Origin of the sequence: Demequina pilifera, from assembly GCF_048814985.1 — a bacterium.
Lineage (GTDB): Bacteria > Actinomycetota > Actinomycetes > Actinomycetales > Demequinaceae > Demequina.
Window position 1 is genome coordinate 407,897 of sequence record NZ_JBMDTW010000003.1, and the last position, 24,285, is coordinate 432,181.

The 24,285-nt window shown below is 69.1% G+C and carries 18 protein-coding genes and 1 tRNA gene; 8 read left to right on the top strand and 11 right to left on the bottom strand.

Annotated elements, in window-relative coordinates; genetic code table 11:
• Position 1: 1 nt before the first annotated feature.
• The 4 genes from ACNI14_RS07320 to ACNI14_RS07335 form a co-directional block, all read right to left on the bottom strand.
• Positions 2-973: an SRPBCC family protein gene (locus ACNI14_RS07320; RefSeq protein WP_420519318.1), complete on the bottom strand. Its 972-nt coding sequence runs from the start codon at positions 971-973 to the stop codon at positions 2-4.
• A gap of 22 nt (positions 974-995) precedes the next feature.
• Entirely contained in the window at positions 996-1,337 is a 342-nt protein-coding gene (locus ACNI14_RS07325; RefSeq protein ID WP_420519319.1) for an ArsR/SmtB family transcription factor, read from the bottom strand.
• Positions 1,338-1,783: 446 nt separating this feature from the next.
• Positions 1,784-2,440: a DsbA family oxidoreductase gene (locus ACNI14_RS07330; RefSeq protein WP_420519320.1), complete on the bottom strand. Its 657-nt coding sequence runs from the start codon at positions 2,438-2,440 to the stop codon at positions 1,784-1,786.
• Positions 2,441-2,483: 43 nt separating this feature from the next.
• On the bottom strand, positions 2,484-4,499 hold the full coding sequence (locus ACNI14_RS07335; RefSeq protein ID WP_420519322.1) for a GMC family oxidoreductase: 2,016 nt from the start codon (positions 4,497-4,499) through the stop codon (positions 2,484-2,486).
• 141 nt (positions 4,500-4,640) lie between these two features.
• On the opposite strand from ACNI14_RS07335, the gene ACNI14_RS07340 reads away from it, so the two are divergent.
• Entirely contained in the window at positions 4,641-5,966 is a 1,326-nt protein-coding gene (locus ACNI14_RS07340) for an MFS transporter (RefSeq protein WP_420519324.1), read from the top strand.
• A 100-nt stretch (positions 5,967-6,066) separates the two neighbouring features.
• Here the strand turns inward: ACNI14_RS07340 and ACNI14_RS07345 are convergent, their stop codons facing one another.
• Both ACNI14_RS07345 and ACNI14_RS07350 read right to left on the bottom strand, forming a co-directional pair.
• Entirely contained in the window at positions 6,067-6,297 is a 231-nt protein-coding gene (locus ACNI14_RS07345; RefSeq protein ID WP_420519325.1) for a DUF6458 family protein, read from the bottom strand.
• Positions 6,298-6,491: 194 nt separating this feature from the next.
• On the bottom strand, positions 6,492-7,370 hold the full coding sequence (locus tag ACNI14_RS07350; RefSeq protein WP_420519326.1) for a hypothetical protein: 879 nt from the start codon (positions 7,368-7,370) through the stop codon (positions 6,492-6,494).
• A gap of 109 nt (positions 7,371-7,479) precedes the next feature.
• On the opposite strand from ACNI14_RS07350, the gene ACNI14_RS07355 reads away from it, so the two are divergent.
• The gene (locus ACNI14_RS07355; RefSeq protein WP_420519328.1) at positions 7,480-8,406 is read left to right on the top strand and encodes an aldose epimerase family protein; all 927 of its coding nucleotides are present in this window, start codon (positions 7,480-7,482) and stop codon (positions 8,404-8,406) included.
• 83 nt (positions 8,407-8,489) lie between these two features.
• Positions 8,490-8,563: transfer RNA gene (locus ACNI14_RS07360), tRNA-Gly, on the top strand.
• 44 nt (positions 8,564-8,607) lie between these two features.
• On the opposite strand, the gene ACNI14_RS07365 is transcribed toward ACNI14_RS07360, so the two are convergent.
• Positions 8,608-9,915: a hemolysin family protein gene (locus ACNI14_RS07365; protein ID WP_420519330.1), complete on the bottom strand. Its 1,308-nt coding sequence runs from the start codon at positions 9,913-9,915 to the stop codon at positions 8,608-8,610.
• Positions 9,916-10,255: 340 nt separating this feature from the next.
• On the opposite strand from ACNI14_RS07365, the gene ACNI14_RS07370 reads away from it, so the two are divergent.
• A complete protein-coding gene (locus ACNI14_RS07370) occupies positions 10,256-11,287 on the top strand; it encodes a TerC/Alx family metal homeostasis membrane protein (protein ID WP_420519429.1) in 1,032 nt (343 codons plus the stop codon).
• 96 nt (positions 11,288-11,383) lie between these two features.
• Here ACNI14_RS07370 and ACNI14_RS07375 read toward each other — a convergent pair whose 3' ends face one another.
• Positions 11,384-14,053 carry a choice-of-anchor G family protein gene (locus tag ACNI14_RS07375; protein ID WP_420519332.1) on the bottom strand — a complete coding sequence of 890 codons (2,670 nt, stop codon included), beginning with the start codon at positions 14,051-14,053 and terminating at the stop codon, positions 11,384-11,386.
• Positions 14,054-14,458: 405 nt separating this feature from the next.
• Here ACNI14_RS07375 and ACNI14_RS07380 point away from each other — a divergent pair, with 405 nt between their 5' ends.
• Positions 14,459-15,841 (top strand): UTP--glucose-1-phosphate uridylyltransferase, encoded by a 1,383-nt coding sequence (locus ACNI14_RS07380; protein ID WP_420519334.1) that lies wholly within the window; start codon positions 14,459-14,461, stop codon positions 15,839-15,841.
• Positions 15,842-15,917: 76 nt separating this feature from the next.
• Here the strand turns inward: ACNI14_RS07380 and ACNI14_RS07385 are convergent, their stop codons facing one another.
• Positions 15,918-16,841 carry a DUF4190 domain-containing protein gene (locus ACNI14_RS07385; protein ID WP_420519336.1) on the bottom strand — a complete coding sequence of 308 codons (924 nt, stop codon included), beginning with the start codon at positions 16,839-16,841 and terminating at the stop codon, positions 15,918-15,920.
• A gap of 699 nt (positions 16,842-17,540) precedes the next feature.
• Positions 17,541-19,385 (bottom strand): bifunctional copper resistance protein CopD/cytochrome c oxidase assembly protein, encoded by a 1,845-nt coding sequence (locus ACNI14_RS07390; RefSeq protein ID WP_420519338.1) that lies wholly within the window; start codon positions 19,383-19,385, stop codon positions 17,541-17,543.
• A 128-nt stretch (positions 19,386-19,513) separates the two neighbouring features.
• Between ACNI14_RS07390 and ACNI14_RS07395 the strand changes: the two genes are divergently transcribed.
• The 3 genes from ACNI14_RS07395 to ACNI14_RS07405 are packed head-to-tail and all read left to right on the top strand — an operon-like array spanning position 19,514 to position 22,662.
• The gene (locus ACNI14_RS07395; protein WP_420519340.1) at positions 19,514-20,470 is read left to right on the top strand and encodes an LppM family (lipo)protein; all 957 of its coding nucleotides are present in this window, start codon (positions 19,514-19,516) and stop codon (positions 20,468-20,470) included.
• A 5-nt stretch (positions 20,471-20,475) separates the two neighbouring features.
• Positions 20,476-21,366 (top strand): LppM family (lipo)protein, encoded by an 891-nt coding sequence (locus ACNI14_RS07400; RefSeq protein ID WP_420519431.1) that lies wholly within the window; start codon positions 20,476-20,478, stop codon positions 21,364-21,366.
• A gap of 27 nt (positions 21,367-21,393) precedes the next feature.
• Complete coding sequence (locus tag ACNI14_RS07405) at positions 21,394-22,662, top strand: MFS transporter (RefSeq protein ID WP_420519342.1); 1,269 nt, start codon at positions 21,394-21,396, stop codon at positions 22,660-22,662.
• 100 nt (positions 22,663-22,762) lie between these two features.
• Here the strand turns inward: ACNI14_RS07405 and ACNI14_RS07410 are convergent, their stop codons facing one another.
• Positions 22,763-23,983, bottom strand: coding sequence for a hypothetical protein (locus ACNI14_RS07410; protein WP_420519343.1), 1,221 nt, complete (start codon positions 23,981-23,983; stop codon positions 22,763-22,765).
• Positions 23,984-24,285: the final 302 nt, after the last annotated feature.

Here is a 24,285-nt window from a genome sequence, read left to right on the forward strand (position 1 = left end):
GTCACCCGAGCACCGTCTCCTCGAGCCGGGCGTAGCTGGTCTCCATGCCGTCCACCATGCCGGTGCCGAGCACGATGTCTCGCACCTCGGCGTTCGGGTAGGTGACGACGACAGTCAGCAGCGTCCCGTCATCCACGGGGATGAGAGTCATCTCGTTGATGTTGGGCTCGCCCTCCATCCCGAGCATCGACTCGGTCGTGACCTCGCGGAACGGGGGCTCGGAGGCCAGCAGCTCGCCCGCGAAGCCGAACCGGTTCTCGCCGTTCTCGTCCTCCCACTCGTTGCGATAGGTGTCGCCCACCTCTTGCGCGATCTCGCACACCGGCATGGTCCACCCGTCCGGCCCGAGTAGCCACCTCTTCATGAGCTCGGGATCGTGGTGAGCCTGCCAGACCTGCTCGGGGGTGCCGCGAACGACTCGGGACACGCGCACCTGGGTGTCGGAGAGGATCTGGGCCTCGGCGGCACGGCCGGCCGCGAAGGACGCCAAGTCCGCCAACACGCCTTCAAGCTGACCCATCGACGACTCTGCGCCTTCGACCGCGCCCATGGCCAGGACCTCGTTCAGCGCCTCGATCGACGCGAACGTCGTGACCGTCGTCAACCGCGAGCCGCCCTCAGTCGACTCGAAACGCAGCGTCATGTGAAGCGCAGGCATGTCAGGGTCCTCAACACCGGCGGAGGATGCGAACTTGTCGTGCACTGTCACGCGCGCATGCGGCTCGAGCTCGACGTACTCCCACAGCCCGTGGAACTGCTCGCCGTCGGGCCCCGTCATGTAGTAGTGCGAGCGGCCGCCGACGGCGAAGTCGTGTCGGGTGAAGGTCGCCGGCCAGCCCTCGGGGCCCCAGAACCGTTCTATCTGGCGGGGGTCTGCATAGGCCTCCCAGAGCCGCTCCACGGGCGCGGCGAAGTCGGCGATGAGAGTCGTGGTCAACGACTCGGGATCGGTGGAGACGGAGGTGACGGGCATGGTCGTGCCTTCCTAGTGAGTGCTATTCGGGGTCTTCGGCAAGCAACGCGTCGAGCCTGTCGATGCGCGCCCGCCAGATCTGCTCGTAGCGGTCCAGCAGCGCCTGCGCGCGCCGAACCGCGTCTGGATTGCCTCGCACCTTGCGCTCGCGGCCGTGGGGATGCTTGGTCACCAGACCGGCCCCCTCCAGGATCGCGACGTGCTTCTGCACCGCCGCGAAGGACATGTCGTACGCCCGTGCAAGCTCGGACACCGAGGCCTCGGCCGCGAGGCTGCGGCGCACGATGTCGCGGCGCGTGGAGTCGGCGAGGGCCCGGAAGATGCGGTCCACCTCGTCGTCGGTGAGATCAGTTTCTACAACCATTTGGTTGTACATTACGAGCGGCCGATGGGCGTGTCAAGAGATCGCGCGACTCACCTCATGGGCAGGCTTCGTCGCGGCCTCCGTTCCCGGTCCTGACTCCCCTCCAGCTGCGCCCATCCACCTGCGCCCGTCCACCTGCGCCGTTCCACCGGCGCCCGTCCACCTGCGCCCGTCCACGGCGCCGTTCCACCGGCGCCCGTCCACCTGCGCCGTTCCTCGCAAGTGTCGAAACCCGTGCACTTCCAACCCCCAAAGTGCACATAGATCGACACTTGCGGGGGGTGCGAGCGGGGGGCGGAGTCGGGAGGGGTGTGGGCCAGTCGGCGGGAGGGGTGTGGGCCAGTCGGCGGGAGGGGTGTGGGCCAGTCGGCGGGAGGGGTGTGGGCCAGCGGCGGCAGCGGGTGGGGAAGCGGCGGGAGCGGGCGGGGCCAGCGGTGGCCGGCGGGTCAGTCTGCGGCGGAGTCGGCCGCGACCCGCTCGATGACCTCGGCGTACTGCGAGGTCTCGACGCAGCCGGGAATCGCGAGACGGCCTCCGACCACGGTGAACGGCACCCCCGTCGCGCCGAGTTCGCGCGCCTGAGCCTGGTCGGCCCGCACCTCGTCGGCGTAGTCGTCGCCAGCGAGCACCTGCGCCGCGCGGTCATGATCCATGCCCGCCGATGCGGCGGCGGCGGCCAGCGCATGCGAGTCGGAGATGTCCACGGACCCCTCGAAGTGACCACGCTGAATCGCCTCGCGCACCTCGAGCCCGCGACCGTCGACGGCCGCCGCGGCGATCAGCCGGTGAGCGTCGAAGGTGTTCGCGGTGACGCGATCCGAGGTGTACGGCAGGCCCTCGGCACGCGCGAGGTCCGCGACCCGCTGGTCCATCGCGGCGGCGTCCTCGGGCGAGGCGCCGAACTTTCGCGCGAGCATGTCGAGCACGCGCTCGGGGTGAGAGTGCGTGGGGTCCAGCTCGAAGGAGTGCACCACCAGCTCGACGGGAACGGCGCCGGAGGTGGCGGCCGCGCGCAATCGGGCCTCCCCGACGTAGCACCACGGGCAGACGATGTCCGCCCACGTATCGATGCGGACGGCGGCAGGTGCGGCGGTGTCGGTCATGGCGGTGGCAACGCGCCGCACCCTCGCGCGATTCCGGCGCGGGTCACTCGGCGTAGGCGTCGTCCGATTCGCGCACGCCCACGGCCGCGTCCATGATGCGATACGCGTTGGCGATCACCGTCAGCACGGGGTTCACGCCGCCATTCGTGACGTGCGCGGAGGCGTCCACGACCCGCAGGTTGGCGTGACCCCACACTCGTCCCAGCGGATCGAGCACCGAGGTCGCGGGATCCGTGCCCATGCGGCACGTGCCCGCCTGGTGCTGTCCCACGCTCGGGCCGTCGCCCGGCGCTCGCAGCCCCATCGGCACGACGGTCGTGGCGCCCGCGGACCACAGCCACTCCTCCGCGCGGTCGGTGAGGAACCGCTGCACGCGCAGGTCCTCGGCGTGCACGTCGCCCGAGAGCCTGGCGACCGGCATGCCCGCGTGGTCCGTGACCCGGGGATCCAGCGTGACCCGCGATCCGGACGTCGTGACCTCGTGCACCGGCCCCACCACGCGCTGCATGCGGGGCGCCAGGTCGCTCAAGCCCGCGACGATGCCATCGCCGGCGTGCGGCAGCAGCCCGGCGTCCTGCAGATAGCCGAGCGCGGCCGCAGGGGTGGGGACGAAGTCGTTCGCGAGCATGCCTCCGCCCACGACGCCGGGGTTGGCGTGCCGAAAATCATTGGTCGCGATCGCGGGCCCGGGGCCGGTGCCGTCCTCGACCTCGTCCGCGAAGATCCCGAGCGCACCCGCGGACACGTGTGCCTGGAGGTGCCGTCCCACCTGGTCGTAGCGGTTGCCCACACCCGTCGGTTCGCCTGGATGCGCGCTCGCGAGCAGCAGCCGCGCGGTCTCGACAGCACCCGCGCCGAGGACGATCTCGTCGCCGTCGACCGCTGTCTCCCAACGATCGGACGCGCTCGCACCACGCAGCAGCACGCCCGTCACCCTGCCGGTCCGATCCGCTGTCAGCCTCACCGCCTGCGCCGCGCAGACGATGGTGAGCCGGCCGGTGCGCGCCGCTCGCCTCAGGGTGGTGTTCTGTGCTCCCGCCTTGGCGCCCACCGGACACGCGAATCCCACGCACTGCGCGCACCGCAAGCACGCGGCACGCCCACGGTAGTGCTCGGAGTTGATGAGCAGCGGGACGGGCAGCGTCTCCCAGCCAAGCGCATCGGCCCCTTCCTTGAGGCGGTGCGCACCGCGAGTGCGCGGCATGGGGGGCAGCGGGAACGGGTTCGAGCGCGGCCCCTCCGTCGCCGGATCCCCGGGCGCGCCAGAGACGCCCCACTCGAACTCGGCGTGCGCGTAGTAGCGCTCCATGTCCTGGTACGTGACCGGCCAGTCCGCGAGTGCGCTGCCATCCGGCACGCCGTACGTCGACGCCATGCGGAAGTCCTGCGGCGAGAAGCGCCAGGCGTGGGCGCCGTACACGCGGGTGCCGCCGCCGAGCGTCATCGCATTGTTGCCCCAGCGCGGGTCCGCGGCGGTGACCACGGTCCCGTCGGCAAGCACACGGGGATTTGCCCGCGCGGGGGGCCCGGTCAGCACGTCCAGTCCGGCATCGGCGTGCGGATTGCGCAGGTGGTCCCTCGCAAGCGTGTGGGTGGGAGGCGCGTCTCCCCGCTCGACCACCAGCACCTGCAGACCCGCCTCCGCGTACTCCTGCGCGGCGACCGACCCACCCGCGCCCGAGCCGATCACGATCGCGTCGTAGTGGCGCTGCAGCTGGTCGCGACCGACGAGGGATGCGAGCACCTCGTCTGCGATGTCGGAGCTCTCGGGCACCGACATCGGCGCGGGCCTCCATCTCAAGTCCCGCCACGATCGCGAATCGGCCAAGTGCACGCGAGCGGCCAGTCGAGCCAGCCACCGCACGTCCGGGTCGTCCTGATGGGCCAGCGCATCGGACGAGTCGATCCGCGCCGCGAGCGATGCGAACCGGTCGGCTCCCCCGGGTTGGTCGTCCTCGAGGATGCTGGCGAGGCGGCGAACGGATGTGAGGTCCGCGTTGGCCTCGGGAACGGCGGCCGCCACCCAAGCGGCCAGTGCGTCCTCATCGACCCTGGTCATACGGCCAGCCTACGGCCGCGATGTGACAACTCTGTTTCAGGGCAGCGGACCCCACCGAACGCACTCGTGGCCGTCGCGCGTTGCTGGATCCGCTCCGACGTAAGTTGGTCACATGTCCCGTCCACGCATCGGCCGCTCGCGATGAGCCGCACCTTCGCGTCGCTGAAGTACGTCAACTACCGGCTGTGGTTCGCCGGGGCGCTGGTGTCGAACGTCGGCACGTGGATGCAGCGGGTCGCTCAGGACTGGCTCGTACTGACCGTGCTCACCCAGGACTCGGGGGTGGCCGTGGGGGTGGTGACCGCCCTCCAGTTCCTGCCCTTCCTGATCCTGGGACCGTGGGCCGGGGTGCTCGCCGATCGCGTGAACCAGCGCATGCTGCTCATCGCGACCCAGGGCGCCGCCGCGATGCTCGGGCTCGGGCTCGGCGCGCTGGTGCTCCTGGGCCAGGCCGAGCTGTGGCACGTCTACGCGTTCGCATTCGGGCTCGGGATCGTCAGCGCTCTCGATGTCCCCGTGCGCCAGACGTTCGTCGCCTCGCTCGTTCCCCCCGACGGGCTGACCAATGCGGTGGGCCTCAACAGCGCATCCTTCAACGCGGCGCGACTGATCGGCCCCGGCATCGCGGGACTGACCGTCGCCTGGATCGGCATCGGCTGGGTGTTCGTGGTCAACGGGCTGACCTTCCTGGCGACCATCGTGGCGCTGCTGCTCATGCGGTCCTCCGAGCTCGTGCCGCTCGAACGCGCGCCGCGCAGCCCCGGACAGATCAAGGAGGGGCTCCGATACGTGCGAGGCAGGCCCGACGTGATCGTCGTCATGATCGTCGTGTCCGTGGTCGCCGCGTTCGGGCTGAACTTCCAGATGACCAGCGCGCTGATGGCGCGCATCGAGTTCGATCGCGGCCCCGAGGACTACGGGCTGATGGGCTCGGTGCTCGCGATCGGCTCCCTCGCCGGGGCGCTGCTCGCCGCGCGACGCAGCCAGGTGCGGCTGCGGCTGATCCTCGGATCGGCGCTGATGTTCGGCGTGTCCAGTTCCGTGATGGCGCTCATGCCGTCGTACGAGCTCTACCTCGTCGCGTCCATCGCGGTGGGCTTCTCCGCACTGACGATGCTGACCTCCGCCAACGCGGCCATCCAGACCAGCACGTCCGCGCACATGCGAGGCCGGGTGATGGCGCTGTACTCGATGATCCTGCTGGGGTCCACCCCGGTCGGTTCGCCGCTGGTGGGATGGATCGGTGACGCGAACCCCCGCTGGGCGATCGGGGTCGGCGCGATCACGGCGATCGCCGTCGCGCTGGGAGCCACCGCGTGGTCCGTTCGCTACTGGAACCTCGAGGTCACCTACCACCGGCATCGGCCGCTTCTCGAGTTCACGTACCCCACGCAGTCCAACCCCCGCGAGGACGCGGTGCTGCGCCTGCGCGCCCAGCAGATCGAGGACGCGAGCGGGCAGCCGTAGCACCCTCGGGCACGCAGGCACCGGGCGCCTCCGGGCCCGGACGCACGACGGGCCGCGACCATCACGGTCGCGGCCCGAGGCGTGCCAGTACTGGGTGGGGTCAGCCGTCGATGTCGCGGCGGCGCTCGTCGACGTGCTGCTCCTTGACCTCGCGGTGCGTGGTGTTGGAACGCTGACGGTTCACCAGCAGCGAGATGATGATGCCGACGGCACCAGCAATCATGAGGATGATCCCCACGAGCTGTAGGTCGACCGCGTCGACGCTCTCGTTGAGCGCGAACGCCATGATCGCGCCGAGGGCGATCAGGAAAATGCCGGATCCGATAGCCATTGGTACTGCACCTCCCGAGTGGGCGATGCCGCTCCTCGCTTGAAGCGACGGGGACCCTCCCCGGGCGACACCTGCACCTGTCCCAACCGCCGCCAAGCCGGCACTATTCCCAAGCCGCCCGCGCATCGGCCGAATACCAGCGGCTTTTCATTCCTGTTCGAACGGCCGGAGCTCGCGCAGCGCACCCGAACTCGTCACCCTTGCTGCCCCCCGATGCCGTCCGAGTCATTGCGCGCGCCGCACCGATCGAACAGCTCCTGGAGCGCCTCCCGCATGGCTCCCTCCGCTTGGTACTCCGCTGCGATGGCCTGGCCGGCCACGTCGTAGGACGCGGTGAATACGAACGTCTTCTTGGACTCGGCGAAGGCGTGAGCGTCGCACCGCGTGGCCGTGAGGGTCACCGGGACCGCGGCGCGCTCCTGGCCCGGCTCGAGCGTGACCGGGAGGACACCCGGCTCCGGTTCGAGAGAGAAGATCACGTTGCCTGACAGGGACGTCAGCGTTGCGGCGGCGTTCGACGAGCCGCGCTGAAGCACCACCGACGTCTCGACGGCATCGCCCCGGGCGACAGGAGCCGCGAAGGACGGCGCCGCCGCGTCCGTCGCGATGCGCCTGCGGCACTCGGTCTCGTTGATGTCGGCCAGCGCCTGATCCTCGAGAGTCACCTCCCGCTCGGCGACCTCGGTGCCGTCATAGGCGCGCACCTCGACCGTCGCGACCGACTCGCCCGAACCGGCGGGGCACAGCGCCGGCCCCAGTGGAACGCGCAGCCTCGAGACCCAGCCGGGCTCGAGCAGCACGTTGGTGGGCACGGTGCCCGAGGGGCCGAAGTACGGGGAGTCCAGTGCGACCGACACCACGATGCCGCGGCGGTCGCCGGGAGTCTCGATCTGCACCTCCACCATGCGGTCGGCCTGGAGCGTCCGCGGAAAGGCGGTGTCGCCCACAGCGGAGACGGTCGGAGGCGACAGGTCGCCGGTCGGCGTGGGCGACGGCGTCGCGGGCGGGCCATCGCACGCCGCAATGACGATCACGCACGCGACCGCCCCCGTGGCCCACTTCACCCCCGCCATGAGGACATTGTGCCCAAAGCGGAGACCCCGCATCGGCCGAATGGTCGTGCGCCCGAGGCCCACCCGCGCGTCCCCCACACGGCGCTGGCGGATGCGCCACAATGTCACCATGCCTGAGAACTCCGCGCGCGCTGACGCACCCCTGATCGAGAACGACCGCTGGAGCATCGGCTTCGTTCCGGACAAGGGCGGATCCATCGCGTTCGGGCGCGTGCGCATCGGCGGGCAGTGGCAGGACGTGCTCCGACCGACTCCGGAGAGTGCGGCCGGCCCCAACGACACCGCGTCCTACCCGCTGGTGCCGTGGTCCAACCGCATCCGCGATGGGCTGCTGGTGTGGGGTGGGCGCGAGTACCAGCTCCGCGTGAACTGGCCGGACGGCACCGCGATCCATGGCACGGGGTGGGACTATCCCTGGAGCGTCGTCGAGCAGTCCCCCGACCGCGTGGTCCTCGAGTTCGCCTCGCGCGACGTGTACGGGGTCAACTGGCCATGGACCTTCACCGCGAGATTCACCTACGCGCTCGAGGGCGACCGGTTCGTGTGGACCTACTCGGTCACCAACACCGACCACGAGACCTTCCCCGCCGGTTTCGGCCACCACCCCTACTTCCTGCGCTCGGTCGCGGGTTCGCCCGATGCGCGCCTGCAGATCGAGGCAGACGCCGGCTACGACCTGGTGGACTGCATGCCCGATGCGGGGGCCGGGGCCATTCGGCCCGCGGCGGACTTCCGCGACGCGCGGGAGCTCGGCCACGAGTTCGTGGACGACTGCCTCGCGGGCCGGCGCGGCGACCGGCTCGCCACCATCGAGTGGCCGGGCGCCGTGACGATCGACGTCGAGGCGGACGAGCTTCTGGAGCACGCGGTGCTCTACATCCCGCAGAACGCGCCGTTCTGGGCCTTCGAGCCGGTCTCCAACGCGAACGACGCCTTCAACCTCGACGCAAAGGGCGTCGAGGGAACGGGCCTGTTCCTGGTGCAGCCGGGCGAGACGCGCTCCGCGACCTTCTCGCTCGTCGCGCGCGACGCCTGATCCTTCCCGCCTCGCTGGCCGAGTTCCCCGCGTGCGGGGCTCGCGGCTACTATGGGTGTCCTGCACCGCCTGTGGCGGTGCGCGCGGGTGTAGTTCAATGGTAGAACTTCAGCTTCCCAAGCTGATAGCGCGGGTTCGATTCCCGTCACCCGCTCCAACATAGCCAGACGCCCCGGCTCGCTTCGATCACGCCCCGGTCCTCTACGTGGCCTGTGCCGGATCTGTGCCATCGGTTCGCCCTCGTGCCGGTAGGACCTGGAGTCGCACCAGACGGTTGGAATCCGTCTCAGTCACGACGAGTTCGTGGTCGTCGACTGTGATCGCATCACCGACCTCTGCCACTCGGCCCAAGCGGCTCACGACATACCCTGCGGCAGTCTCGTAGGGGCCGTCCTGCAGGTGGATGCCGGTCTCCTCGGCGAACTCCTCGATCGTGATGCCCGCGTCGACGCTGACGGTCCCGTCGGCGGACGGGGCTAGCGTCGGCTCGACAGCGTCGTACTCGTCGCGAATGTCGCCGACCAACTCCTCGACCAGGTCCTCCAGGGTCACGATCCCGTCCGTGCCGCCGTACTCATCAACCACCACTGCAAGGTGGCGGCCCTCCCGGCGCATCTGGGACAGGGAAGGCAACAGGTGAGCGGTGGACGGCAAGTGGGGCACCTCGCGGACGAGGTCCGCGAGAGCGGTGTCCGCGTCCGCGCCGAGCAGATCCCGCACGTGCAGGACCCCGATCACGTCGTCGAAGTCGTCGCCCGTCACGGGGTAGCGAGAGTAGGGGCTTGAGCGGACGGTCTCGAGAGAGTCACGCACCAGCGAGGCCCCGGACATGAACGTCACCTCTCCACGAGGCCGCATCACCTCGCTGAGGGGCCGGTCTGCGGCGTCGAAGACGTCGCCGAGGATGCGCCGTTCATCGTCACTGAGGCTTTGGTGTGCGACCACGATGTCGCGCAGTTCCTCCTCCGACATCTCTTCAGACTTGGCCGATGGGTCGCCCCCGAGCAGGCGGACCACGGCATTGGTCGAGACCGACAGCAACCACACCACCGGGCGCATCAGGGTCGCGAACCCATCCAGGGGCGGTCCCACCAACAGGGCCACGCGCTGGGCCCGCTGCAGCGCAAAGCGCTTGGGAACCAGTTCGCCAAGCACCAACGACAGATAGGCGATCACCAAGGTCAAACCGATGAGCGACGCCGTCTGAGCGAGCCCCGCGGGCAGGCCCGCACCCTCGAGGACGGGAGCGAAGTCCGGAGCCAAAGTCGAGGCGCCGTACGCGGCCGAAAAGAAGCCAGAGACAGTCACACCGATCTGCACCGCAGCGAGGAAGCGATTCGGGTCCCGGGCCACCGACGCCACCCGGGCACCCCTCGAGCTCTGCTTCTGCAGGCGGTGGATCTGGCTTTCCCGCAACGACACCAACGCGATCTCCGTGCCGGCAAAGACGCCGCCGATCAGGATGAAGACGAGCACCAGGCCCACGTTGAAGAGAGTGTCCTGGTCCATCAGCAACCCACCTCCTGTGTCATGTCGCAGAGGCGGGTGCCGGGACTGTTGGGGTCATCCATGACGTGAAGTAAACGAGATCAGACCCGCGCAAGTCAAACAAATCGAGCGTGGGAATTGGCGGTCAGCGCAAAAAAACGCTGTACTCTACCCTCCACGAGGGGAGTACTTCCCAACATCGGCCCGGTCACTACGGCGCGCAAGCGACCTCGGGCGGCGGCCCTGCACTGCAGGGCGAAGGAGACCTCGGTCCTTTGACCGTCGTCCCTCGCACCCCGGAGAAACCGTGCTCACCTCTCTCGAATCGACCGCTGCCCTCACGACCATCGGCACGCCGACCATGTGGCTCGTCACCATTCTCGCCGTCCTCGCCCTCCTGGCGCTCGACTTTGTGGTCACCCGCCGCCCCCATGAGGTCTCCATGCGCGAGGCCCTCAGTTGGAGCGCGTTCTACATCGCGCTGCCGCTGACGTTCGGCGCCTGGATCTGGTCGCAGTATGGGTCCACCACCGGCGTCGAGTACCTCACCGGCTACCTGGTCGAGAAGTCCCTGTCGGTGGACAACCTGTTCGTCTTCATGCTGCTGCTCACCGCATTCGCCGTGCCGGCCGTGCTACAACAGCGGGTCCTGCTCTTTGGCATCATCGGCGCGCTCGTGCTGCGCGGCATCTTCATCGCACTCGGGGCAGCGGCGCTGGCGAACCTGACCTGGGCCTTTCTGCTGTTCGGGGCGATCCTGTTGCTGACGGGAGTGAAGATCTTGCGGGATCAGCTCAAGGGCGGCTCGCACGACGTCGACGTATCGCAGATGCGTTCGGTCCGCCTGATTCGCCGGTTCATGCCGATCACCGAGGACTACCGCGGAAGCCGTCTGTCGGTGAAGGAGAATGGCAAGCGTGCGCTCACGCCGCTCACCGTCGTCGTCGTCGCGATCTTCGCGACCGACGTGGTTTTCGCCGTCGACTCTGTGCCTGCGGTCTACGGCATCACCAGCGACCCCTACCTGGTGTTCGTCACCAATGCCTTCGCGCTGCTCGGCCTGCGCGCCCTCTACTTTGTGCTTCAGGGCGCGCTCAGCAAGCTGGTTCACCTCGGCTACGGCCTCGCCGCCATCCTGGGCTTCATCGGCGTCAAGCTGGTGCTGCATTGGGCCCACGGCATCTGGCCCGGCGTGCCGGAGATCCCGACCCTCTTGTCGCTGATCGTCATCATCGTCGTCCTCTCGATCGTCACCGCGACAAGCCTCTACGCCACACGGAACGCGCCCGGCGACGCCCTCGCGTCCGCACACATCGCCGAGCCCGGTTCACCCAAGCACCGCGCACAGGAACTGCGAGATGACGACCAGGTGCACAGCGAGAACGTCCGGTAGGTACGGCGTGGACGCGGGTGGCCCCACGTCTCCCGCAGCACAGACCTGCGGGGCCTGGCACTCAGTCCCAGGCCCCGCAGGCATCAACCTCGGCGCTTAGGCGACCGCGCGGTCAGACTGTCCCCACCGCATCGACAGGAGCACGGCGGAGGCTCCGAAACCGAGCAGCAACACCGCAATCCACAGCAGGCTGCCGGACTCGAAACCGGTCTGAGACAGCTGACCCGGGCCGTTGCCGTTTGAGCCTGCGCCAGGCTCGCTGCCCGGATCGGTGCCAGGGCCCGTGCCCGGGTCGGTGCCCGGGTCGGTGCCGGGGTCCGTGCCCGGGTCGGTGGAATCGTCGAAGACGATCACGAAGCTCGTGTCATCGGTGCCGGTGGAGTCACCGTCGATGAACTGCTCAGCGACCGCACCGTGGTCACCCACCGGCAGTGCCTCGAACGTCACCGTCCAGTCGCCAGCCTCGTCAACAGTCGTCGATCCCGTCTCGCCACCGCTGGTGACCTCGACCGTCGCACCAGGCTCACCCGTGCCGGTGACATCCACGTCGGTCGTGCCATCCTCCGTCGGGACCGTGAACTCCGTACCCGGCGTCGGCGAAACGATCACCACGTCACCTGGGTCGGTGCCGGGGTCCGTGCCCGGGTCCGTGCCCGGGTCGGTGGAATCGTCGAAGACGATCACGAAGCTCGTGTCATCGGTGCCGGTGGAGTCACCGTCGATGAACTGCTCGGCAACCGCACCGTGGTCACCCACCGGCAGTGCCTCGAACGTCACCGTCCAGTCGCCAGCCTCGTCAACAGTCGTCGATCCCGTCTCGCCACCGCTGGTGACCTCGACCGTCGCACCAGGCTCACCCGTGCCGGTGACATCCACGTCGGTCGTGCCATCCTCCGTCGGGACCGTGAACTCCGTACCCGGCGTCGGCGAAACGATCACCACGTCACCTGGGTCGGTGCCGGGGTCCGTGCCCGGGTCCGTGCCCGGGTCGGTGGAATCGTCGAAGACGATCACGAAGCTCGTGTCATCGGTGCCGGTGGAGTCACCGTCGATGAACTGCTCGGCAACCGCACCGTGGTCACCCACCGGCAGTGCCTCGAACGTCACCGTCCAGTCGCCAGCCTCGTCAACAGTCGTCGATCCCGTCTCGCCACCGCTGGTGACCTCGACCGTCGCACCAGGCTCACCCGTGCCGGTGACATCCACGTCGGTCGTGCCATCCTCCGTCGGGACCGTGAACTCCGTACCCGGCGTCGGCGAAACGATCACCACGTCCTCCGCGTCGGTGGCTCGCACCGTTGCCGAGGCGAGGCTGAGCACAGGTCCGCCCAGAGCCGGGAGCAACTGAACCGAGAGCGCCCGCTGCGTGAAGGAGTCCGGATCGTAGCCGTTGGGGTCGTTGAAGGCGCCGGGCTGCTCTTGGACGTTGACCGTCACGGCGACGATCTCGTTGAGCAGTCCCAGCAGTGGGTCGAGCGCGGTCACCGTGCCTGTGGCGAGGCCCTGCACGTCGAGCGCGAGCGCGTCCGGGTCCAGCACCGCGCTCACGATGTCGCCGACGAGGGGCAGCACAAGCTCGGAGATGGGCTCCGCGACCAAGTCGAGCAGTTCGTCGAGGTCGATTCCGACGATGCTCGCCCCGATGTCGAGTGTGGGATCGGGCGCACCGTCGAGCGCGAGGATGCTGCTGAGCGAACCCGAGACATCGAGATCCAGCGAGCCCAACGGCAAGCCAAGTGCGGAGAGCGAGGTCTCGATGCTTGCGGTCACCTCGGTCGTCTCGAGTGCGTCGTCCACCGCATTCGCAATGCGCGCTGGCAGTTCATCAAGGAGAACCTCTTCCACGATATTGACGAGGGCCGCATTGATGGCGGCATCGGTGAGAAGAGTCGTGTTCGCGTCGAGATTGTTGAGGTCGTACAGCGTTCCGAGATCGATTTCGATCGACCCCTCGGTGAGATCGATGCTGACCGTTCCATCGTCATCGACAAGTGGCTCGTCGAGCGCAGTCGAAAGTGCACTGCTCAGATCCAGGTCGACGGTCGTGGTGACATCGTCAATGTTCACGTCGGTCAAGGTGCTCAAAACGGGAATCGCACCAAGAATTGACTCGAGATCGCCCGTAATTCCGGCCAAAGCAGTCGAAAGCGATCCCCCACTGCCCACCAGCGCGTTGACATCCGAGTCCACGTCGCTCACGAGAGCGTTCAGGTCTGACGTCAGCGCACCGAGTGCCGGGCTCGTGACGTTGAGGGCGGCTCCTGCGAGCAGGTAGTCGCTGTCGACATCGACCGACGTGCCTCGCGAGGCCTGCGCCCAGGCCGCCACTGCGCCGAGCTCCAAGGCGAGATCAGATACCACGCCGTCGGCAGCGACGCCGTCAAGGACCGGCGCCAGGTTCACGCGCGAGTCATTCGTCGGTTCACTACCTGCACCGACGTCGATCAGACCCGTCTCCGTGATTGCGCCCGAGGAGGCCATCGCGCCCTCCACACCGGAGTTCGCGAACTGGCCGACGACCCCGAGTTCCATGAGCTCGGCCAGATCCGCGGACGCGAGGGTGGGAATCGTGAGGTCCACGAGCCCGAGTGCGGTCAGGTCCAGGCTGGTGGCATCCGGGTCTCCATCACCGAATGCCGAGTAGGCCCCCTCGAGCGCCGCGATCGGCTCGAGCGCTCCGGTGTCGACCAATTGTCCTTCGCCTTCGGCCGCATCTCCCTGTGCCGCAGATGCGCCGCTGACGCTGCCCATGGTGATCAGTGCCAAAGATCCCACAATTGCGAGCGGCTTCAACAGCCGACTCTCGCGACGTTTCGAATCGCTGCTTCGAACGCTCTTCATCAACTCTCCCTGAATTGGCGCCGCAGGAAGACATTGACTGCAGTCTCCTCAACGGTCTTTGTGAAGTCCGGGGTTACTGCACCGCGAACCTTTGAGGCATTCGCAAGGTACAGACAGTTCATTTCGGCCTGCAACAGATAGATGCAGCATGTGAGGAACTGCACAATGGCGCGTCGCGATTCGCCACATTAAGCGGCTATAGTGACATTTGTGCAATTATCGACGGCGCCGTACGGCAGCACGATCACGTGGGCAGGAGCCGTGAGCGCACCGCAAGTTCTTGACGCGCCCCGTTACCCGCGGCGGGCGGCCTCCCTCTAGGCTCGTGCCATGAGCGCCGAAGGACTTGCCCAGGCCCAGCAGAAGATGCGCGACGGCGGCGTCACCCAAGCCGCGATCGACGTCTTCTCCCACTACTACGGCGAGCTCGAGGCCGGCGCGACCGGCCTGATCCGCGAGGACGACATCTCGCCCCTGCTCGACCCGGACCGGCTCGACGCGGTCGAGGTCGACGACGCGGCGGCGCGGGAGGCACTGTCGAAGACCGCGATCATCAAGCTCAACGGCGGCCTCGGCACGTCGATGGGCATGGATCGCGCGAAGTCGTTGCTGCCGGTCCGCGACGGCAAGAGCTTCTTGGACCTCATTGCGGGGCAGGTGCGCACGGCAAGGAAGGCCACCGGGGCCCGCCTGCCTCTGGTGCTGATGAACTCGTTCCGCACGCAGCAGGATTCGCTCCGGGTGCTCGGCGCGAACCCCCACATCCAGGTAGACGGGCTGCCGCTCGACTTCCTGCAGAACCGCGAGCCCAAGCTGCGAGTGGACGACCTCACGCCCGTGGACTGGCCGCAGGATCCGTCGCTCGAGTGGTGCCCGCCGGGCCACGGCGACATCTACACCGCGCTGCTGGCCTCGGGGGTGCTCGAGCAGTTGCTGGACGAGGGCTTCCGCTATGCGAGCGCCTCCAACTCCGACAACCTGGGCGCGGTGCCCGATGCGCGCATCGCCGGGTGGTTCGCCTCATCCGGCGCCCCCTACGCCGCCGAGCTGTGCACGCGGACCGCGGCGGACCGTAAGGGTGGCCACCTCGCGATCCGCAAGGCCGACGGGCAGCTGATCCTGCGAGACACCGCCCAGACGGCTCCCGAGGAGATGCACTTCTTCACGGACGAGCACCACCACCCGTTCTTCCACACCAACAACCTGTGGTGGGACCTCGAGAAGCTGCACGCGGCGCTGACCGAGAGGGGCGCGGTGCTCGGCCTGCCCCTGATCCGCAACCGCAAGAACGTGGACCCGACCAACCCCGAGTCGCCCGAGGTCTACCAGATCGAATCCGCCATGGGCGCGGCGATCGAGGTGTTCGAGGGGGCCACGGCCATCGTCGTGGGCCGCGACCGGTTCCTGCCCGTCAAGACCACGAACGACCTGCTCACGCTGCGCTCGGATGCCTACAAGCTGGCGGAGGACGGGGCGTTGCGGCTCGACGTGGACAGCGCGCCGCTGGTCGACCTCGATTCGAGGTTCTACAAGACCATGGGCGAGTTCGACAAGCGGTTCCCGTACGGCCCGCCCTCGTTGCGTGAGGCCACGTCGCTCACCGTCAAGGGCGACTGGACCTTCGGCTCCGGGGTCGTGGTGCGCGGCGCGGTGACCTTGGACGACGGAGGCGCACCCTCGCACGTCGCAGATGGCACGGTGCTGGAAGGCTAGCCAGCCCGAGCATCGGCCCTCCTGGGTATCCAGCGAGCCTGGAGTGCGCTGAATTGGACGTGCTGGGTATCGAGGGTCAGTCGCCGCCCGGGCACGGGCCAGCAGCCATGCCCGACGTCGCCACGTAGTGGAACGCGGACTGCTCGCCGCCCTCATAGCTGATGCTGAGGCACCAGTTCGTCGCGGTCGTGCCCGTGAACGCCAGGCTGGGATCACCGGTGAGGTGGGCGGTGATCGTGTCGTCACCCACCCGGTAGCCGGCCTCGACCTGCTCGACGTCGGGGAGCTGCCCCGACTGCGACGCATCAGTGGCGGCCGCCGCTCCGACCGCGCTCACGTCCTGCTGCGCTCGGGCATCCATGTCGGCCCCCGACGAGGGATCGCTGAGGTACAGCCATGCTCCCGCGGCGGTGAGGATCAGGCCGAGGTATCCGAGGATCAGCCCCGCGATCGAGAAGCTGCGGTTGTTCGCGCGCCGCCGCTTCGCGGCTGAGAGTCCGAGGTGTCCGAGCACGATGGCCACCACGCTCAGGGCCAGCGCTCCGGTGACGAATGCGGCCACACCCAGCCAGTTCCGGTCGGTGGAGGGCTCGGCGGGCACCTGCGCCGTGGCGTCGTCAGCGTCCTCGTCGTCAGCGTCCTCGTCGCCGCGGTCCGACGGCACGGGGGCCCATGGCGCTCGGCGAGGCTCCGGGTCGTCCTCGACCGGGTCCATCACCTGGGTGGACTGGTCGTCGACCGGGTCCATCACCTGGGTGTCGTCCTCTCCAGGACTGCCCGCAGCCGGATCGGGATCGGCGGCGGCGCGCTCGTCCTGGTCGGCAGGGACGGAGGGGTCACCGGCCGATGCGGGCGTCGGCGGGGACGCGTCCGCGGGGGTGGGTGCGCTCTCCGAAAGGTAGGGCGACAACGCGCTCGGCGGCGCGCCGTCGTCCACGCCCTCCGAGGGCTGCTCCGCGCCCTCGGTGGGCTGGTCGTCGCGGCCGTCACTGTCCGGCATCGTGGCCTCCCCGGCGGTGGATGGTCCTTGCCCTCACAACGTACCCCGCACTCGGGCGGGCACGGCGGCGGCATCACGGGAGTACCAGGAGCCCGGGGGATGTTGACGCAAGTGAGGCGTGTCGCCGCCGTCGCGTGCACGACTGCGAATAGCGTGACCGGCAGGGCCGCGAGAGCGGTGCCGGCAAGGCGAAGGCCCCCCGAAGTAAGCGTTCGGGGGGCCTTGCCATGGCCGGAGAGTTCTCGAGGCTGGGGATAACTCCCCACCCCCGACGGCCGCGATTGACGATGCGGCTTCACCCCTGGAAAGGGGCGACCTCTCGGCCGACGCGCCGGGCCGCCAGGTCCCTGTGCCGTCACCCACAATTCTCAGGAACCACCCGTGGGCAGTCCCGTCGACATGGACCGACGTTGTCCGACGCATCCGTCACTCCGACCCACCATATGCCGAATTACCAGGGGCAATGTCCCGGCGAACCGAGCCAGCCACCCTCAATGTCGGCCCTCGAACCGATCTTGCGACCTCTCGAGGCGGTGGAACCGAAGTTCCGATGGGACTAGGTCTACTCGCGTCCACCCCTGCCCGCAACCGCTCCAAGCACCTTTTTTTCCTCCACCGTTTACCCACAGTTTTATCCACCGGTTCCACACGCTGTTCACCAGCTGTTCACACGCCTGTGGATGAAATCTGTGGATAACTTCACGCGTCGCGGTCGCGCCGAGCGGTCTCCGCGAGCATCGCGTTGTAGGCCCGCAGTTCCGCGTCGTCGTCGCGGTCCGCCTGCCGGTCCGTGCGCCTGGCCTCCCGCGCATCGGCGATGCGCCAGCCCACGATGACGCCGATGGCGAGCAGCACCACGGGCAGCTCGCCGATTCCCCAGGCCAGCTGGCCCCCGTATTGCTGGTCCGCAAGCGCATCGGGCCCCCAGTCGCGCCCCATGAGACCGAACCAGCGAGGCGCGAGCAGCACCTCGGAACTCATCAGGGACACCCCGAAGAACGCGTGGAACGCCATGGTCGCGAACAGCAGCACGATGCGCATCGGATACGAGGGCCGCGTGGGCACCGGGTCGATGCCCACCAGCGCGTTGGCGAAGAGGTAGCCGGCCAGCGTGAAGTGCACGAGCATGCCCAGGTGGCCCACGTGGTTGCTGAGAGCGAACTCGAACAGCGGCGTGTAGTAGAAGACCACCAGCGAGCCGGCGAAGTTGACGGCGGCGACGATGGGATGTGACAGGACGCGCAGGAGCCGCGAGTCGACGATGCCGCGCAGCCACTCGCGTGGCCCGCGCGAGCCGTCGGTGCGCGCCGGGAGGGCCCGTAGCGCGAGCGTGACCGGCGCGCCGAGCGCGAGCGGCACAGGTGCGACCATGACCAGCATCATGTGCTCGACCATGTGCCCGGAGAACGTCACCATCCCGTAGATGGTGGGCGCGCCCTGCGTGATCCAGGCCAGCACCACCAGGCCGGTGACGAACGAGAACGTGCGGTACCAGGGCCAGCGATCGCCGCGGCGGCGCAGCCTCACGGCCCACCGGAGATACATCACGGCCGCGGTGCCCACCGCGACCGCGGAGAGGATCTCGAGCCGCCACAGCACCAGCCAGTTGAGAGCCGAGGGCGCCGGCGGCAGCTCGTAGCCCGTGAGCGAGTACGCGGGCGTGGGGTCCTCCACCGCCTCGATCGGGATCGGCGGCGCGGTCCCGGACAGCACGACGGCCACGCCCACGACGGCGACCAGCGCACCCACATCCACCGCCATCACGCGCCAGAACCGTTCGCGCACGGCGCGCTCGGACAGCCGCGGAAGGCTCACGCGGCGGTGCCACGCCGCGAGCGCGACCGCCAGCGACATCAGGGCCACCTTCAGCACGAGCAGGCGGCCGTACTCACTCGTGACGAGGTCCGCCGGCGATCCCAGCCGGACCCACGCGCTCGCCACCCCGGACACGATGATCCCCACGGCGCCCCACAGCGCCACCCGCGACCCGCGCCGCACGGCCGCCTTCGCCCCGTCTCCGAGCGGCCGGCGCATGAGGAACAGCGCCGCGATCACTCCCAGCCACAAGGCCGATGCGGCGAGGTGAAGGAACATCGCGCTCACCGCGAGGTGGTGGTCGGCGGCCCCGGCGGCGTGACCGGTCTGGGCCTGCCATCCGAGCGCCCACACGACCGGGAGCAGCGACCACGCGGCCCCCTGCGGGGACCGCACCAGGGCCGCCAGCACCGAGACGACGACCGCCGCGAGCGCCATGTGGAGGTATGCCTGCCCGAGCTCGATGGTCGTCGAGAAGGACCACACCTCCTCCACGAACCGACCCGGCTCGACGGCCTCGTTGCGGATCTGCGCGTACGAGGCGAAGACGAAGGCCACGGCCGATGCGGCCCAGACGATGGAGGACCAGCGCGCCACCGCGCCGGCGCGGGAGCTCGCGGGGTGTCCCGCGGGAATCATCACGGCGAGGGCCACCAGGCCCCCGACGGTGAAGGCGAGCGCGACGTCCCGGACGCCGCCCAACGCGGTGACCAGGACGTCGATGGGCATAGCAGAAGCGTACGCGGGACGGCATGCCGTCCCCGTCCGCGCCTTCGCGACGAACCGGTCCCGGATTCTCCGCAAGCGGCGGCGAGCGCGCATGGACCCGCGAGTGGTGCTGTGGGACAGTGGTCGCCATGAGAAACCTCACCCGCGGGCTCGCGCTCGCCGTCGTGTCCACCCTTGCCCTCACCGGCTGCATCCGGGTCGAGATGAACATCGATCTCGCTGAGGACGACACGGTCAGCGGAGACTTCATCTTCGCCGTGTCCCAAGAACTGCTGGAGATCGCAGGAGAGGACGGCGTCGAGGACCTGCTCGGCGGCGAGGAGACGATTCCCGGCGGCACCACGGAGCGCTACGAGTCGCCTGACGACGATGGCGACGGCAGCCCCGACTTCGTCGGCACTCAGACCACGTTCTCCGAGCTCCCGCTCGACGAGTTCGCCGCCGCGGGCGAGGGCCTGCGCATCGAGCGCGACGGCGACGAGTTCGTGGTCTCGGGAGCCGCGGACGACCTCACCGATCAGACCGGCGGGCAGGAGCTTCCTGACACCGCGACCGCGACCATGTCCATCACGTTCCCCGGCGACGTGTCGGAGCACAACGGCGAGCTGGACGGGAACACGGTGACGTGGAACCTGCTCGAGCACAGCGGTGAGGTCCAGGCGCGGGGTTCCGCGAGCGCGGACAGCGGCTTCCCGCTGTGGATGATCCTCGTGCTCGCCGCCGTTGTGGGCATCGGCGCCGGCATCGCCGGTGTGCTGGTCGTCTCCTCGCGGCGCAAGTCCACCGATGAGTCGCAGACAGGCGCCGCACCCGTGACCGGCACCGACCCGGCCGCCGGCGACCCCATCGATGCACCCCCGGCCGTCGTTGCGCCCGGCGAGGACCCCGAGGTCGCACCCACCCCCGCGGGCCCTGCCGTCGCGCCCACCCGGGAGGATCCGGTCGATCACGGCACGCCCACGACGAGCGACCCTGCCGATCCGCACACCACCGACACCACCGACACCACCGACACCTTCGACGCCTCCGACCCCGCCGAGACCTCGCAGGACAAGGGCCCGGACGAGGACACGCCGCGGCCGTGACCAGGATGCTGCGCTGGGCGGGCGCGGTCGCGGTCACCGCGCTCGCGCTGACGGGCTGCGTGCGCACCACGGTCGACACGACCATCACCGCGGACGGCACCTTCTCTCAACACGCGATCGTCGCGTTCTCCGACGACGTCGCCGCGCAGATCGGCGACCAGACGGGGATGGACGTGCGCGCCCTGTTCGGAGACCTCGAGGGGTCTGCCGAACTCGTCGAACTGCAGGAGCAGTATCCCGGTCAGATCGTCCTCGAGCCCTATGACGACGGCGAACTCGAAGGCGTGGAGCTCACGCTCACCGACCTGCCGGTCGAGGAGTTCAACGCGGCCGCCGAACAGACGGCATCGGGAATCGGCGGCGCCGCCACGCTCGAGGAGACTGACGGGCAGTTCATCCTCGAGATGGCGTCGCCCGAGGATGCGGACCTGGAGGCGCTCGGCGTCTCGGAATCGCAGCTGGGGCTCATCGAGTCGAGCGTCGACGTGAGCGTGACCTACACCTTCCCGGGCCTGGTCGAGGAGGCCAGCGCCGGCGAGGTCGAGGGCCGCACGGTGACGCTCGGGCTCACCGACCTCGCGAGCGGCCAGGACATCCGGATCGTCGCCGCCGCCGACGACCAGTTCGACTGGGGACCGCTGCTGCAGTGGGGCGGAATCGCGCTCGCATTCATCCTCGTCGTGGGCGGCGCCACCGCGCTGATCCTGCAGGACCGCCGCAAGCACCGTGAGAACGCGCTGCCCCCGCCGGTCACCACCGACCATCCGCACGGTCCGGGCCTGCTCGGCGCCGATGCCCCACCCGAACCCGCCCCAGATGACGCCTCCGCCCCTGGTGACGAGCGCATCGGCCGCGAGGACGCGGGCGACGGAGGACCACCCGACAGGTCGTCCTGACCGGTCGGTCAGTGAGAGCATATGGGGGTGCTCGCCCCCTATCGAACGATCCTGAGACACCCCGGTGCGAAGGCGTTCGCCTTCGCCGGGCTGCTGTCTCGCCTGCCCATCTCGATGTTCAACATCTCGTTCATCCTCATGGTGCAGATCCAGTACGACAGCTACGAGATGGCGGGTCGCGTCGCGGCGATCGGCATCGTGGTGTGGGCCGTGCAGACCGTGCCGACGTCCCGCCTGATCGACCGCATCGGGCAGAGAGCCGCCATGCTGCCGCTGCTCGGCCTGCACGTCGTCGGCGTGAGCCTGGGCATCTGGACCGCCGTGAACAACGGGGCGGAGTGGATCCTGTGGATCGCCGTCATCATCGCGTCTTTGCAGGGTCCACTGGGGTCACTGACCCGGGCGCGCTGGTCCAACATCCTCGAATCGGACGAGGACATCCATACCGCGTTCGCGCTCGAGGGCGTGCTCGACGAGGTGCTGTTCATCACCGGCCCCGCGCTCGCCACCATCCTGGCCACCACCGTGTGGGGCCCCGCCGGCCTGGTCGTGTCGACGATCGGCACGATCATCGGTCTCACCATCCTGCTGTCCCAGCGCGCGACCGAGCCGCCCGCGCGCGGCAGGTCCGTCGGCGGCGGTCTGGGGCTCAAGCTTCCCGGCGCGGTCGTTGGCGCCGCGTGCATCGCCCTCGGTCTCGGAATGATGTTCGGGGCCTTCGACATCTCCACCGTCGGCTTCGCGGAGGAGCAGGGCTCCAAGACGCTGTCCGGTGTGCTGATCGCCGTCGTCTCCGCCGGGTCGTTCGTGGGCGGCATCCTGTACGGGTCGCGGCACTGGCGCATGGCACTGTGGAAGCGAACCGTGTGGGGCACTCTCGCTCTCGCCGTGGGGTTCGGAGCGCTCACCCTGTCCACCGGCATGCTGATGTTCGCAGCGATCGGCTTCTTCGCCGGCGCTGCGATCGCCCCCACGCTCACCAACGCCGACACGATCGTGCAGCGAGTGGTCAAGCGCGACCAGATCACCGAGGGCATGTCGTGGCTGCGGATCGGCATGGGCGTGGGCGTCGCCATGGGCGCGTGGATCGCGGGCTACCTCGTGGACAACGTGGGCGCGCATGCTGGGCTGTACCTGGCGGCGGGCTCCGCGGCCGGGATGGTCGGGATCGCGCTGCTCGCCTCGCCGGTGATCCGACGCGGCACCGACCGGCCGGGCGCCCCGGACGCGCACTCGCCCGCGCTGAAGGATGAGGGCGAGTGGGTCGAGCAGCCGCCCATCCCGCCGAACATCTAGCGCCTCTCCCTTCGATACCCACCACGTCCATTCCAGCGCGCCTGAGGCGCGCTGGATACCCAATACGGCCGATGCGGGGGCTGGGCGGCCTCGGACCCTCCTAGGACGAGCGAGGTGCAGGCATCACGTCGGTCCACGCGTCCGCGTTCGGCGGCATCGTGCCCGTGGTCTTGACGTCCTCGGTGTAGCTGCCGAGGTCGTGCCGTGGCACCTGGATGGAGTCGACGGGCACCTCGGTCGCGGTGCCCGTATCGAGGTCGACGACCCACCACGTGTCCGCCACCGACGTGTCGTGGTTCCAGCACGCCAGGATCGCGTCGTCGCCGTCGGGGCCCCGCACGTCGCAGCCCGATGCCGACGCGGGAGGAGAGAAGCCGGCCTGCACCAGGGAGTCCTCGGCGAGGTCATGATCGATCACCACATAGTTGGGCGCATCCGCACCTTGGCCGCCCTCGTCCGCCACCATGTAGAGGGCGCGCTCATCCGTGACGGAGACCCAGCCCGATCCGCTCACCGAGCCCGGGTCCTGAGGGCCGTCGTCGCCCCGGTCATAGCGCTCCTCGGCGATGTCGAACATCACGTCGTTCACGGCGCTCGGCTCCCACGTGCCGGTGTGGGGCGAGTACCAGACCGTCCCGCCGACGCCTCCGAAGGGGGACACGGCCGACCACAGCCGCGTGCCGTCCGGCGCCGCGTCTCGGGGCAGGACGTCCTGGGAGAGACCGCCGCCCGCCACCGTGCCTCGCGGCCCGGCCCCGTCGGTGAAGTCACCCGCGTCGAGGCGCCCGGTCTCCAGATCGGCCTCGGCGACGGCCCAGGACTCCCCAAAGCCCTGGAAGTAGAGCCACGCCTTTGCGTGGCTCGGATCCCAGTCGACGATCGTGGCATTGGCGTCGTTGCCGAGGTCCGCGATGCGGAACGCCGCGCCGTCGGGAGCAAGCAGGTAGAGCCATTGCACCCCTTCGAAGGCCGGAGCCCCATCGGCATCATTCACCAGCTCGACCGTCGAGTAGATCGCCGTGGACCACGAGTCATCGACCCATTCCCACAGCCACGCCGGGGCTTCGTACGCGGCCGGCTCGCCGTCGTCCACCGGTGCGGCCCGGGGAGTGGCTTCGAGCTCCGCGGGTGGCCACGTGGTCGGAGACGGGGAGGCGGACGAGGCCGGCGATTGCGTCTCGGCAGGAGTCGGAGCCGGGGTCGGCGTGGTGGCGGGTTCCGGGTCGGAGCCTTGGCAGGCCACGAGCGCCAACGAGGTCATGGCGGTGAGCACAGCAGCAGCCGCGGTGCGGCGTGCCCTCTCTCGCCTGGTGGCAGTCATCGGAGGCCCTCTCTCACAATCGCTTCACTCGAGCGTACCTGCGGCGTTGCCCGCGTCCCAGCCCGGCATCGCGAGGCCGTCTCTTTTGTGTCGTGCGTAGAAAGTGACGCGCGTTCTCACGATTCTGGGCGGCATTCTCTGAGCCCCAGCCAAGCACGGGACCTAGGTCCCCGGCGAACCCTCCGCGAGCACCATAGTGTCGTGTGTGTCGTCAGGTGGCTGAAGAAGTCACCGACATCAACGTGGCGCAGGCGGCCATCCGGGGACTAGGCCGCCTGCGCCGCTACACGTCCGGGTCTCGG